Raw genomic sequence first — 13,065 nt, 5'->3', positions numbered from 1 at the left:
ATCGCCCTGACTCGACTGATTTAGGAATGCTATATATTCTAGTTTTGCTTGTAAAAGCAAGGATGTCTAGATTTTAAAAATCAATTAATATGGGAGAGAATTCGCTTCAAGGGTTGATTTGATATAAAATTATCGCATCTGGAATCCCTTTTAAATATTGAGAACCGATGCACTCGATCTTGAGGTCTAAGTGACGACAAACGACTTGATAGACAATTTGAGAAAGACAGATGCCGCCCGGACGTGCTTTTCCTTGCAAACGCGCGGCTACATTAACCCCCGTTCCGAGAACGTCGTTCCCACTAAAAAAGACTTCTCCAACGTGGATACCGATGCGGTGTTGCAAAACCCGATCGCGGGGTAATTTATTGGCAACTTTGTTAAAAGCGATTTGAATTTTTTGAGCGCAAGCTACGGCTTTAACCGCACTGTCAAAATAAAGTAATAATCCATCTCCCATTGATTTGAGAACGCGCCCGTCAAAGCATTGGGCGACTTCTCGAATGAAGCTCAAGTCGCGATCGAGTAATTCGAGGGTCTGGCGCTCGTTAGCGACCATATGTTCGGTAGAATCGACGACATCGGTAAAGACGATCGCGGCGAGGGTACTGCTGTGTGCGAGGGACATTAACGATCCGGAGGCGGGTATATTTTGGACTTTACCCGCTTGGGAAGCATCGGATACGGCGCGACGATCGCCACTGTTGGAAAACGGTCGTTCTTGTCGTTTGAATAGGGGAATGGACTCTCGGGAAATGCCGCGATCGGCGATCGCCTGACAAGCGAAATCGTAAGCTTTTTCTATCGATCGCCCGGAACCGATTTCGTCGTAAAAGTTGACGGCAAAATTGACGGCGACGCGATCGTCAATCCCGCGATCGATCCCGATCGTATAGGGAATGTGTCGGGCGATCGCTTCCGCCTGAATCTTACTGTAGCAACCGTCGAGCAACACGCATTCGATGCGACTGCGAAATGACTCGAACAAATGTCCTAAAGACGCCGCATTGACCAGGCGAATGCGAGCGCCTTTTTCTTCAAACGCCAAGCCGTCGATTTCTAGTCCACGTCCGAGAAAATGAACGATATGAGGTTCGTTATCGAGCAGGGCGCGGCGCCAGTCATCGGGATGAAAGGCTTGCTCGGTCAAGATTTCAAAGCGATCGCCCTGGGGAGTGCGTTGCAAACCCCGTTCGAGTTCGTGCTGTTCGCGATCGAGATTCAAGCTCTCGGACGGAGAAACATAGGCAGCTAGAATCAGAATTTTTTTGAGGGCGTTACGATCCATTGAACCAGTCAATCGAGGCATGACACACCATCCCCTAAAACCTGGAGATCGACTAATTCTTTTATAACCGAAAATTCTACGAAGAAATAAAGGCGATCGCGGTCAATCCGCCTGGAAAAGAAGCCTCGGCGATCGCGTGTTTGCCCACAAAAAAAGCCCGATCGCGATCGGGCTTGAGAAAAGCATAAAAATAAAACAAAAGAAAAGTCAACGAAAAGCGATCTAACTTTCCAGTGCTTCCGCACCGCCGACCACTTCGAGAATCTCTTGAGTAATCGCCGCTTGTCGAGCTTTGTTGTACGTCAGCGTCAACGTACCGATCAACTCGCTGGCGTTGTCGCTGGCGTTGTTCATCGCCGTCATCCGCGCCGCCAACTCGCTTGCTGCAGCTTCTTGCAGGGCGCGCAGCAACTGATTGTTGAGGTACAACGGCAACAAAGCCTCCAAAATTTGGGTCGGATCTTGCTCGAAGATCATGTCCCGAGGGAAGCTTTGCGGCGAAGGTGCGGTTACTTTTTCCCGTTCGACTTGGAAACTGCCGCCTCGGGTCGTCAGACGGAAGATTTCGTCGTCGGAGGCTTCCAACCCTTGCGGGTCGAGGGGGAGCAAGGTTTGAACCACGGGTTTGGAACTAATCAGCGAGACGAACTTAGTATACACTAGTTCGACGCGATCCACAGTGTCGGACAGGAACAAAGAGAGAAGTTCGTCGGCAATGTCCGATGCTTCCTTCGCCGTCGGGATTTGTTCGAGTCCGGTGTAGTTAGCTTCGATGGGCGCGTTGCGACGTTTGAAATACTGAGTCGCCTTGCGTCCGACCAAGATGTATTTGTAATCGAGTCCTTCCCCTTTGAGTTCGGCAGCGCGTGCTTCCGCCCGTTTGATGATGTTGGTGTTGTAGCCGCCGCACAAGCCGCGATCGCCCGTGACGACCAACAGACCGACCGTTTGAACCTCCCGTTTTTTCAACAGGGGCAAGTCCACATCTTCAAAGCGCAGGCGGGACTGCAAACCGTAAAGCACTTGGGCGAGGCGATCGGCAAACGGACGAGTTCCGAGTACCTGCTCTTGAGCGCGACGGACTTTCGCCGCCGCCACCAAGCGCATCGCTTCTGTAATCTTTTTGGTATTTTTAACCGATGAAATGCGATCGCGAATCGCTTTGAGATTTGCCATAATATTTCCCCAGAATTCACAATTCCTTCACTCAGAAATCAGAAGTCGGACGAGTTCGCGCCGCTTCTGATTTCTGTAGTCGAACTGGCGAGTTGAAGCGAATTCCTGACACTCACTTCACGACGGAGAAGCCCGCAGGAGCGCACTAGCCGCTCCCCGACGTCCCCAGACGGCTGTTTACGCAGTCGCCATGAAGGATTGTTTGAATTCGGTAATGCCTTCTTTGAGCAGGTTTTCCGCTTCTTCTTCCAGCTTCTTGGTGCTTTGGATCAGTTCGACGTACTTGGGCTTGCTCGTTTTCAGGTACTCGCGCAGGCCCTTCGTGAACGCCGTCACCTTATCGACGGGAACGTCATCGAGATAACCGTTAATCCCGGCATAAATGACCGCGACTTGTTCTTGAACCGACAACGGCGAATTCTGGGGTTGTTTCAACAGTTCGCGCAAGCGCTGACCGCGCGCTAACTGTTGCTGGGTGGCCTGATCTAAGTCCGAGGCGAACTGAGCAAACGCTTCGAGTTCGGCGAACTGGGCCAGTTCCAGTTTCACTTTCCCGGCGACTTTCTTCATCGCTTTAGTTTGCGCTGCCGAACCGACCCGGGACACGGAAATCCCGGCGTTCACCGCCGGACGCAGACCGGAGTTGAACAGGTCGGAAGACAGGAAGATCTGACCGTCGGTAATCGAAATCACGTTGGTGGGGATGTACGCGGAGACGTCACCCGCTTGGGTTTCGATGATCGGCAGGGCCGTCATACTCCCGCCGCCGAGTTCGTCGTTGAGTTTAGCAGCCCGTTCGAGCAAGCGGGAGTGTAAGTAGAACACGTCTCCGGGATAAGCTTCGCGACCGGGGGGACGACGCAGCAGCAGGGACATTTGACGGTAAGCTTGCGCTTGTTTGGAGAGATCGTCGTAAACGACCAGGGTGTGCTTGCCGTTATACATGAAGTATTCGGCCAAGCTGGCTCCGGTGTAGGGAGCGAGGTATTGCAGGGTCGCCGGGTCGTTGGCGTTCGCCGCGACGATGATCGTGTAGTCCATGGCGCCTTTTTCTTGCAGGGTGCCGAGGACTTGGGCGATCGTCGAGGCTTTTTGGCCGATCGCCACGTACACGCAAACGACATCTTCATCTTTTTGGTTGATGATCGTGTCGATCGCGATCGCCGTTTTTCCGGTCTGACGGTCGCCGATGATCAATTCCCGTTGTCCGCGTCCGATCGGAATCATCGAGTCGATCGCCGTAATCCCGGTTTGCATCGGTTCGCACACCGAACGGCGGGCGATGATCCCGGGGGCGGGAGATTCGATCAGGCGGCTTTCGCTGGTGTTGATGTCGCCTTTACCGTCGAGGGGACGACCCAACGCATCGACGACGCGACCGAGCATCGCTTCGCCGACGGGAACTTGCGCGATTTTTCCGGTGGAGGTGACGTTCGATCCTTCTTGGATGTTGTAGCCGTCACCCATCAACACCGCCCCAACGTTGTCTTCTTCCAAGTTGAGGGCGATGCCGATGGTGCCGTCTTCAAATTCGAGCAGCTCGCCCGCCATGGCTTGTTCCAAGCCGTAGATGCGGGCGATTCCGTCACCGACTTGCAGCACGGTTCCGACGTTGGAGACTTTGACGTCTTGGTCGTACTGCTCGATTTGCTGGCGAATAATATTGCTAATTTCGTCCGGTCTGATGCTGATCATGGCAGTTGTTTGATATTAGTTATCGACGTTCACCGTTGATTGTTTGCTGTCGGGGGTTGAGGGTCGAGCTGAGCAGACGACCCAAGACGTAACAGCGCTCAACCATCAACGAAAAAGCAGATCGTTATGTGGAGCTACTCAGCCGCACCCCTATCCGGCGCAGTTGACCCCGCAGGCTTGCATCAATGACCTGGGAGCCGACTTTGATAATCACGCCCCCGATCAGTTCGGGGTCGATTCTCGTTTCTATTTCGACGTTGCGGGCGTCGGTCATGGATTTGACGCGATCGCCGACCGCCTGCTGTTGCTCCGAGGAGAGTTCCACCGCAGAGGTGACCTCGGCCAGAACCGTTTGGTTCAATTTACGCAGCAGGTTGAGGTATTGCGAGCAAATCCCTTCGAGGAAAATGATGCGTCCGCGATCGACCAACAACATCAAGAAGTTGCGGGTAAAATGTTGGAGATCTTCCCCGCCAATTTGTCGGAGAATCGCTTTTTTATCCTCGTTTTTGACAAACGGATTTTCCAACAACTGCTTGAGTTCGTCGGAAGTTTCCAACAAGGCTTTGAGCGATCGCATGTCCTCGCCAATTTGCTCGGTCGCGTCGTTCGCTTGCGCCACGGACATCAGCGCTTGGGCGTAAGGCTCTAGAATTTCGGCTTGTACAATACTCATCGACTCCCTCCGAGCATCGCAATACTGTTGTCAATCAGCTTTTGCTGTTTGCCTTCGTCGAGTTGCGTTTTGAGTTGGCTTTCAGCCCGTTCGAGAGCCATAGCCGTCACGCGCTGGCGCAGTTCGGCGATCGCCCGTTCTTGAGCCGCGTTGAGGTCTTTGCCCGCTTCCGCTTTGAGCCGTGCCAAATCTTTCTCGGCTTGCGCTAAGATCGCTTCTCTAGCTTTTTCCGCCTGTTGTGCGGCTTGAGCTTTAATCCGCTCGGCTTCCGCCTGCGCTTGAGCCAATTTCTGCTCGCGATCGGCTAATTGAGCCGCCGCTTCCTTCTGACGTCGTTCGGCATCGGCGATCGCCTCTTCGATCTCGGCCCGTCGTTGCGCCAAAATGTTACCCAGAACTTTTTGACCCAAATAGAACAACAAACCGATGACGATCGCCAAGTTAATGACATTCGTCTCAAAAAAGTCTAGGTTTAAACCAAAACCTCCTTCCGCAGCCGCTTCGTGGGCCGAAGCCAGCAACCAAAAAGTCCCCATGATACTCAATCGATAACTTCCTTAACTTTATCCAGTTTTCGGTCTCAATGCCGTGAGTAGTTAGAGGAAAAAATACTAACTAATAAAAGTTGAAATCTTTCTCCCCTAACTATTAACTAGCTCGGAGCCTAAGAGTTTTTCGAGAATCTGGCGACTTAAGGTATCGACTTGTTGCTCTAACGAGTTCAAGGCTTCCTGTTTTTGCCGATCGAGTTCTTTCTGGGCTTCTTCGCGCTGAGCTTGAGCTTCTTGCTGAGCCGCAGCAATTTTGTCGGCTGAAATTTTTTGCGCTTCGGCCTGAGCTTGGGCAATAATTTCTTGAGCTTTCTTGCGGCTGCTCGCTAGGGCTTGCTCGTACTCCCTTGCCAGATTTTCGGCTTTCGCCAAGCGTTCTCGGGCCTCTTGTTGGTTCGAGCGAATGTAGTCGCTACGTCCGTCAATTGCATTGCTCAGGGGCTTGTAAAAGACGGCGTTGAGGATGGCCGCTAAAATCACAAATTGTAGGGCCATTAAAGGCAAGGTGGCATCAAAATCAAATAAGCCACCTTCTGCCGTTTTTTCTACTGCTAATAGGATAGTCCAGTGCGTCATAAAAAATCGCTACCCTCTACCGATTGGGTTCGCTTTGCTTGACGACAACAAAATTAAGAGTGAAATTTTGTAGAGACGCGAAACCTCACGTCTCTACAAAGAAAAGGGGGAAACCTGAATTAAGCGAACGGGTTGGCAAACAGCAGCACGAGGGCAACCACCAAACCGTAAATCGTCAACGCTTCCATGAAGGCCAAGCTCAACAACAAGGTGCCGCGAATTTTGCCTTCGGCTTCCGGCTGGCGGGCAATCCCTTCAACCGCTTGTCCTGCCGCATTACCTTGACCGATTCCAGGACCGATCGCCGCGAGACCGACAGCCAGAGCAGCAGCAACAACCGAAGCAGCAGCAATTAAAGAATCCATGATGCTTTTCCTTCCCTACAAGTGCAAAAGTAACAACTTCAAAAAAACACGAGCGCGTTTTGAGGGTTGAAGGTCGAACGAGGCGATCGCCCCGGCTCTCTTTCAACCATCCCAAATTCCCAATTTAAGTCTTTTCGGACACTAATGATACGGCAGAATCACTCGTGATGTTCGCCGCCGTGTCCTTCCATCGCTTCACCAATATAGGCTGCCGCCAAAGTGGCAAAGATCAATGCCTGAATCGCACTGGTAAACAATCCCAAAATCATCACCGGAAGGGGAATGAACAAGGGAACGAGCAGCACGAACACTGCCACCACCAGTTCGTCAGCCAAAATGTTTCCAAATAGACGGAAACTCAGGGAAAGTGGCTTGGTAAAATCTTCCAGAATATTGATCGGCAGCAAAATCGGCGTCGGCTCGACATACTTGGCAAAGTAACCCAAGCCTCTCTTGCTCAGTCCCGCATAAAAATACGCTAAGGACGAAAGCAAGGCCAGCGCCACTGTCGTATTGATGTCGCTGGTCGGCGCGGCCAATTCTCCCGCAGGCAGCTCGATGAGCTTCCAAGGAACTAAGGCTCCCGACCAATTAGAAACAAAGATGAACAGAAATAAAGTGCCGATAAATGGCACCCACGGTCGATACTCTTTCTCGCCGATTTGGTTTTTGGCCAGATCCCGGATAAATTCCAGCGCGTATTCCATCAAGTTTTGCATTCCACTCGGAACTCTTTGGACGTTCCGAGTCGCCAAGACGGACACGATCACTAGCAAGGCAATCACGAACCAGGACGTTAAAAACACCTGTCCGTGTACTTTAAGATTGCCTAACTGCCAGTAAAGATGATGACCAACTTCCAACTCCGCGAGAAGACCATAATTTAAGGTGTTAATGACCTCTAGCATGTCCATTCAGGGGTATTCCCCAGAGGGAGTTGAGGTGTACAAGTTGACCTTTACCTATACCTATTTGGAGTCAGGCAGGAGGGTCGTTTGAAGCATGTAGACGAGGAGCGCCGCTTTATAGGTCAAAAATCCCAAAAAAACGGGCAAGAGCTGTAACCGATCCCATTGGGTGGCAATGACCATCAACCCAATAAACAACGCCAGTCGGTTTTGACTCGGGCGCCGTTTCTCAGATCCAATTCGCTCCACGTCTTTCGCCAACATTCTCAAGTAAACCACACCTGTGCACGCCCCGATCGCATAATTCAAAGCGACCTGGAGGGAGTAAGCCAGCCATACGGAAATAAACACCACCACGGTAATCCCAACGGTCCACAGCAACAGTTGCTGCTTGAGTTGGTAATACTCTTGCATGGACGTATCCCGCGCCGACTCAGTAGACTCCGAAGAAGAGGTCGGCTCGGCTTCCGGTGTAGTTTCTCGATGGGGATCGGACAAGTTCACGGCTCGTTTAGTTGGCGCCAGATCGTTGACCTGTACGGAACAGGCCAAAACGAATCATATCACGCGGCGGTAACATTACTTAAAAAATACTTCGACCCGAAAGCCGTTTTCTTCAAGTTTTCAATCTGGCTTTTGAGAAGAGACGATCGCCCCGGTTAGATGGCAATAAAATTTGCAAACTTTCCCGGCTATTGCTTGACAAATTGCGCGCGCTTTTTCCCTTTTCCACTCCAATCGATCGCCCCTTCCCCTCGCCCTAGCTCGCCGCCGCCAACAACACCAACTGACGGCGTTGGAGCGATCGCACCCCCTCGAAATCCAGCTTCACCTGCGCGAGAACCTCACCCACCGTCGGCGGGGTCGGCGCCTTAGCACAAGCACTCATAAATTCGTACTCCGCCTCGGACAAGCGGACGATGTTGTAGTTGTAATCGAACAGCTCTTGAGAGGGCCAACCTTGCAAACAGGGACTCAGCTCGACCCGAGCTCGTGCTAAAGCTCCTTCGTCGATCCAATCGGTCTTGACGAACGGGGGACGGGCGAGGAAAAACTCGTAATGAGTCACTTCCGGATCCAGTAACTCGATCAGGCGGTAGCGGTCGCGATCGCCCAACGACCCGGCCCGCTCTAACAACTCCGGCGCCTTACCCAACAAGCGCTCTACACTCCAAAACTCCGGATTGGAAAACCCGACGAACTCCAATCCCGACGCCTCGATCAACTCGAACAGGGTCTCGACGTTGTAGTCGATTTCTTGCGGGTGCAAATACATATCGGCAAAATTAGCATCCCGTCGATTTTCCAAAGACCAGCGTTCTTTCTCCCGCTTCACCAGACGGTTATGCTCCGGGAGCACTTCAAACACCCGGCGACCGAGGGCCACCCCGTCGGTATAATCGCCGCGTTTGTCCCCTTGTAAAAGGGCGATCGCCTGTTGCATCAGGCGAATTTCCCAACGGCCCAACTCGCCGTAGACAAACACGTGCATGATGCCCCCGGGAGCCAACTTCGGCGCCAGGGCGCGAATGCCCGCGATCGGGTCCGGTAAGTGGTGCAAGACGCCGACGCAGTTAATCAAGTCAAATGCCCCCTCAAGCTGGCCGACGTCGTACAAACTGAGGTGATGGAATTCGACGCGATCGCCCCCACCCGAGCGCTGGCAGCGTTCTCGTGCCACCGACAGCGCCCCCGCACTCAGATCGATCCCCGTGACCCGAGCCTCGGGATTGAGATGGACCAAATACTCCGTTCCCACTCCCGTCCCGCAACCCGCATCCAGAATCCGGGCATTCGGGCGATCGGGCTTTCTCCCCGTGCAGAATGCATGAGCCACGGGCCAATTCCAGCGCCAGTTATACCCCGGTGGCGGCTCGTCCAACAAGGCTTCTGGAGGAAACGGATAGGTATCGTAAAGCCGTTGTACGGCTGAGGTAATTTCTTGAGACTCTTGCATCTTTCCCAACTGCCGACGATTGCAAACCCGCCCCTCGATTGTCATTAAGATTTACCAAATGAGATCGAGAAGGCGATAAACGTAACAAAACTTATCTTTTTTCTCAGATGAGTGCCGGAATCCAATATGATGACGCCGTAACTCAACCGCGAAAATTCTACATACTTTTTAACAATTGTGGGGGGTGATACCGAATCGTTCTAATCTAAAGACTACGCCGATCGAACTCGTAGAGTGATTTGAGGAAGATTCGCAAAGATCGAGGAAAACGACGGCCCGCCCCGAACTCCCAATCATCGTACCCTAGATTGGAAAGTTCTCCTTGAGTCGGAGCAAGAGCCGCGATTCCCATTTGCATCCTTCCTCTTTGGCCAATCCGCACTAAGCGTCAAGTATAAAGAGGCATCCTCATGCAGATGCCCGAAATGGAGATTCTATTGGGAGCTTTTGAAATCCAATGACTGTAAAGGCAAGTGGTGGAAGCTCAGTTGCGCGTCCGCAACTATATCAAACCGTACCTGTTGCCACGATTTCGCAAGCCGAACAGCAAGACCGCTTCCTCGGCAATAGCGAACTGGGCGAACTGCAAACCTATTTCAAATCCGGTACCAAGCGCCTGGAGATTGCCGAGACGTTAACCAGCAACTCGGAATCGATCGTCTCGCGCGCGGCTAACCGCATTTTCACGGGCGGTTCGCCGATGTCCTTCTTGGAAAAACCCAAAGAACCCGTCACCGCAGTGACGACGGGAAGCGGGATGGACACCCGAGAAGGGATGAAATTGGGAACCGTGACCTACGTCGAAACCAAAACGGGTTTCTTTGAAGGGCTGCGCGGCGTGTTCAGCGCGGGCGGCGGTCCGGCCCCGGCAGGGTTCCAGCCGATTAATATTTCCCGTTACGGTCCGGCGAACATGACCAAGTCCCTGCGGGATTTGAGTTGGTTCCTGCGCTATCTGACCTATGCGATCGTTGCGGGAGATCCGAATATCATCGCCGTCAACGTGCGCGGTCTGCGCGAAATTATCGAAAACGCCTGTTCTTCGGCAGCGACGATCGTGGCGCTGCAAGAGATGAAACAGGCAGGTTTGAGCTATTTCAAACAAGATAACGAAGCTAGAACCGTCATTGCCGAGTATTTCGACGTCTTAATTTCCGAATTCAAGGCGCCGACGCCCTCGGCCAAACAACGCCAGCGCCAAAGCATGGACCAACAAGGTTTGGCGTTACCGCAAATTTACTTCAACGCCGCCGAACGCCGTCCCAAATTCGTGATGAAGCCGGGACTGTCGGCGTCGGAAAAAATCGAAGTGGTCAAAGCGGCTTACCGCCAAGTGTTCGAGCGCGATATTACCCGCGCTTACAGTTTGGCGATTTCGGATTTGGAATCGAAGGTCAAAAATGGCGATATCTCCATGAAGGAGTTTATCCGTCGTTTGGGTAAATCGCCGTTGTATCGCCAACAATTCCACGATCGCTACGTCAACAGCCGCGTGGTTGAATTGGCGTTCCGTCACTTCCTCGGACGCGGGATTAGCAGCCGCGAGGAGTTTAATAAGTATTTCGCGATCGTCTCGGCGGGGGGCTTAAATGCCTTAGTCAACGCCTTGGTCGATTCTCAGGAATACTCGGATTACTTCGGCGAAGAAACGGTACCCTACCTACGCGGTTTGGGTCAAGAAGCCCAAGAGTGCCGCAACTGGGGTCCGCAAATCGACCTGTTTAATTACAGCGCTCCGTTCCGCAAGGTGCCGCAGTTTATCACCTTGTTTGCGGATTACGTGCGTCCCTTGCCGGACCAACATCCTTACGGCGTGGGCAACGATCCCCTCGAAATCCAGTTCGGGGCGATCTTCCCGAAAGAAACCCGCAATCCGAAAAACCGTCCGGCCCCCTTCGGCAAAGATACCCGTCGCATCCTCATCCATCGCGGTGCCGGGATCGACAACCAGTTGAGCAATCCGCGCGCGCGCGGCAAGGCTCCGGGATCCCTCGGCGCCAAGGTGTTCAAGTTGGATCAGGTGCCGACGGCGACGGTTCAATATGGGAAGCGCGGTCGTCCGACGGTTCAAGGGGAGAGCGTCCGCTATTCGGAAAGCTCGACTCAGAAGATGATCGCGGCGGCTTACCGTCAGGTGTTCGGTCGCGACGTGTACGACGGTCAGCGCCAAAAGGTGGCCGAAATCAAGCTGGAAAACGGCGAGATTACCGTTCGCGAGTTCGTACGGATGTTGGCGAAATCCGACGTGTTCCGCAAGTTGTACTGGACTTCGTTGTACGTTTGTAAGGCGATCGAGTACATCCACCGTCGGCTGTTGGGTCGTCCGACCTACGGGCGCCAGGAAATTAATGCCTATTTCGATATTTGCGCCAAGAAAGGCTTCTATGCGTTGGTTGACGCGATTATCGATTCTAAGGAGTACGAGGAGGCGTTCGGGGAAGATACGATTCCTTACGAGCGCTATTTGACTCCGGCAGGTCAGGCTCTACGATCGCTGCGCGTCGGTAGTATCGGCGATCGCAACCTCAAAGTCGAGCCGGAAACCACCCAACGCTTTATCGAGTTGGGTCAAGTCGAGTCGCGCAATGTGGCCGATGTCAAGTCCCGTCTGGCTCAAGGGGTTCGCAAGCGTCGCGAACAGACGAAGGTGTTCAAACTCACCACCCTCGCCGACAAGGTGGCGGTTCAATCGCTCATTCAAGCGGCTTACCGTCAGATCTTCGAGCGCGATCTCAACCCCTATATCATCAAGAACGAGTTCAGCGTCCTGGAAAGCAAACTCAGCAATGGCGAAATCACCGTCAAGGAGTTTGTGGAAGGTTTGGGTTGCTCGAATCTCTACATCAAAGAGTTCTACACCCCGTATCCGAATACGAAGGTGATCGAACTTGGAACCAAGCATTTCTTGGGTCGCGCTCCTCTGGATCAAGCGGAAATCCGCAAGTACAACCAGATTTTGGCCTCGCAAGGGATTCGCGGTTTCGTGAGCGCGATGGTCAACAGTATGGAGTATCTGCAAGCGTTTAATGAGGATGTGGTGCCTTACCGCCGCTTCCCGACGCTTCCGGCGGCGAATTTCCCGAATACGGAGAAACTCTACAACCAGCTCACGAAACAAAATCGCGATTTGGTGGTGCCGAGTTTTGAGCCTGTCAAACCCAGCGTGAGCGGTCAGGAGGCGCCGTTGATGGCGGAAACTCGCGCTCGCGAGGTGGTCGAAGTCGGTCGTTCGGTGAATGGAACGGCGGTTCGTCCTCAAGGTTCGATGGCGGTGGTTCGGATCGAGCGCGTCAGTGCGGAGAGTTCGCAAGCGGCGAAAGAACGCGCGATCGCGGCGATTTACCGCCAGGTGATGGATATTTATACGGAAGAGATTCCGGAGCAATTCCGTCGCCCGGATTTAGAGGCGCAATTGCTCGGCGGCGAGCTTTCGGTTCGCGCTTTCGTGCGCGCGTTGGCGAGTTCTCCGGCGTATGAGGCGCGTTTCTGCACGCCGTATCCGGCTCCGAAAGCGGCTGAATTGCTCTGCCGTCACTTGTTGGGTCGCACCCCAGCTACGCCGGAAATGGCGCGGTACGAGGAGCTGCTCTCCCGCGAAGGACTGGAAGCGACGGTTACGGCGATCGTCGAGAGTGCGGAGTATGTCCGCTATTTCGGCGAGGAAATGGTGCCTTACAAGCGTTCCTAGTTTGTTGTAGGCGAGGCGATCGCCCTTAATCGATCTTAAGGCGATCGCTTTTTAAGCTTGAGGTGTTTTGTCCCCGATTTCCCTGATGGGCGATCGGGGATTTTTATTTTAGATTGTAGATTGTAGATTTTAGATTTTGGATTTTAGAAGGGTTTTTATTGAATAGCGGCGATCGCCTTTTTCAA

General features: G+C 53.0%; 12 protein-coding genes. 1 reads left to right on the top strand and 11 read right to left on the bottom strand.

Translation table 11 applies throughout. From position 1 onward, the window contains the following. Positions 1-106: 106 nt before the first annotated feature. From HCG48_RS14150 to HCG48_RS14105, 11 genes are all read right to left on the bottom strand, one after another. Positions 107-1,309 (bottom strand): adenylate/guanylate cyclase domain-containing protein, encoded by a 1,203-nt coding sequence (locus HCG48_RS14150; RefSeq protein WP_246259560.1) that lies wholly within the window; start codon positions 1,307-1,309, stop codon positions 107-109. 55 nt (positions 1,310-1,364) lie between these two features. Beyond that, a complete protein-coding gene (locus tag HCG48_RS26500) occupies positions 1,365-1,487 on the bottom strand; it encodes a hypothetical protein (protein ID WP_281362003.1) in 123 nt (40 codons plus the stop codon). A 23-nt stretch (positions 1,488-1,510) separates the two neighbouring features. Beyond that, positions 1,511-2,464 carry a F0F1 ATP synthase subunit gamma gene (locus tag HCG48_RS14145; protein WP_168569737.1) on the bottom strand — a complete coding sequence of 318 codons (954 nt, stop codon included), beginning with the start codon at positions 2,462-2,464 and terminating at the stop codon, positions 1,511-1,513. 177 nt (positions 2,465-2,641) lie between these two features. Beyond that, a complete protein-coding gene (atpA, locus tag HCG48_RS14140; protein WP_168569736.1) occupies positions 2,642-4,159 on the bottom strand; it encodes a F0F1 ATP synthase subunit alpha in 1,518 nt (505 codons plus the stop codon). Between the two features lie 124 nt (positions 4,160-4,283). Further along, on the bottom strand, positions 4,284-4,835 hold the full coding sequence (gene atpH / locus HCG48_RS14135) for an ATP synthase F1 subunit delta (protein WP_168569735.1): 552 nt from the start codon (positions 4,833-4,835) through the stop codon (positions 4,284-4,286). Further along, positions 4,832-5,371 (bottom strand): F0F1 ATP synthase subunit B, encoded by a 540-nt coding sequence (locus HCG48_RS14130; protein ID WP_168569734.1) that lies wholly within the window; start codon positions 5,369-5,371, stop codon positions 4,832-4,834. The genes atpH and HCG48_RS14130 overlap by 4 nt, the downstream gene beginning before the upstream one ends. Positions 5,372-5,476: 105 nt before the next feature. Next, positions 5,477-5,962 carry a F0F1 ATP synthase subunit B' gene (locus HCG48_RS14125; protein ID WP_168569733.1) on the bottom strand — a complete coding sequence of 162 codons (486 nt, stop codon included), beginning with the start codon at positions 5,960-5,962 and terminating at the stop codon, positions 5,477-5,479. A 119-nt stretch (positions 5,963-6,081) separates the two neighbouring features. Continuing rightward, positions 6,082-6,327: an ATP synthase F0 subunit C gene (atpE, locus tag HCG48_RS14120; RefSeq protein ID WP_168569732.1), complete on the bottom strand. Its 246-nt coding sequence runs from the start codon at positions 6,325-6,327 to the stop codon at positions 6,082-6,084. A 158-nt stretch (positions 6,328-6,485) separates the two neighbouring features. Then, positions 6,486-7,241 carry a F0F1 ATP synthase subunit A gene (gene atpB / locus HCG48_RS14115; protein ID WP_168569731.1) on the bottom strand — a complete coding sequence of 252 codons (756 nt, stop codon included), beginning with the start codon at positions 7,239-7,241 and terminating at the stop codon, positions 6,486-6,488. 54 nt (positions 7,242-7,295) lie between these two features. Beyond that, entirely contained in the window at positions 7,296-7,739 is a 444-nt protein-coding gene (locus HCG48_RS14110; protein ID WP_246259558.1) for an ATP synthase subunit I, read from the bottom strand. Positions 7,740-7,995: 256 nt separating this feature from the next. After that, the gene (locus HCG48_RS14105) at positions 7,996-9,192 is read right to left on the bottom strand and encodes a class I SAM-dependent methyltransferase (RefSeq protein WP_168569730.1); all 1,197 of its coding nucleotides are present in this window, start codon (positions 9,190-9,192) and stop codon (positions 7,996-7,998) included. A 457-nt stretch (positions 9,193-9,649) separates the two neighbouring features. On the opposite strand from HCG48_RS14105, the gene HCG48_RS14100 reads away from it, so the two are divergent. Further along, a complete protein-coding gene (locus HCG48_RS14100) occupies positions 9,650-12,880 on the top strand; it encodes a phycobilisome rod-core linker polypeptide (RefSeq protein ID WP_168569729.1) in 3,231 nt (1,076 codons plus the stop codon). Positions 12,881-13,065: the final 185 nt, after the last annotated feature.

This window comes from Oxynema aestuarii AP17 (assembly GCF_012295525.1).
Taxonomy (GTDB): Bacteria; Cyanobacteriota; Cyanobacteriia; order Cyanobacteriales; family Laspinemataceae; genus Oxynema; species Oxynema aestuarii.
Note: the sequence above shows the minus strand (reverse complement) of the source record. Positions and strands in the feature narration are given on the sequence as shown.

Excerpts from the sequence above, each read along its gene's own strand:
- HCG48_RS14150 (WP_246259560.1), bottom strand. The coding sequence starts at position 1,309 with ATGCCTCGATTGACTGGTTCAATGGATCGTAACGCCCTCAAAAAAATT.
- HCG48_RS14145 (WP_168569737.1), bottom strand. The coding sequence starts at position 2,464 with ATGGCAAATCTCAAAGCGATTCGCGATCGCATTTCATCGGTTAAAAAT.
- atpA (WP_168569736.1), bottom strand. The coding sequence starts at position 4,159 with ATGATCAGCATCAGACCGGACGAAATTAGCAATATTATTCGCCAGCAA.
- atpH (WP_168569735.1), bottom strand. The coding sequence starts at position 4,835 with ATGAGTATTGTACAAGCCGAAATTCTAGAGCCTTACGCCCAAGCGCTG.
- HCG48_RS14130 (WP_168569734.1), bottom strand. The coding sequence starts at position 5,371 with ATGGGGACTTTTTGGTTGCTGGCTTCGGCCCACGAAGCGGCTGCGGAA.
- HCG48_RS14125 (WP_168569733.1), bottom strand. The coding sequence starts at position 5,962 with ATGACGCACTGGACTATCCTATTAGCAGTAGAAAAAACGGCAGAAGGT.
- atpE (WP_168569732.1), bottom strand. The coding sequence starts at position 6,327 with ATGGATTCTTTAATTGCTGCTGCTTCGGTTGTTGCTGCTGCTCTGGCT.
- atpB (WP_168569731.1), bottom strand. The coding sequence starts at position 7,241 with ATGGACATGCTAGAGGTCATTAACACCTTAAATTATGGTCTTCTCGCG.
- HCG48_RS14105 (WP_168569730.1), bottom strand. The coding sequence starts at position 9,192 with ATGCAAGAGTCTCAAGAAATTACCTCAGCCGTACAACGGCTTTACGAT.
- HCG48_RS14100 (WP_168569729.1), top strand. The coding sequence starts at position 9,650 with ATGACTGTAAAGGCAAGTGGTGGAAGCTCAGTTGCGCGTCCGCAACTA.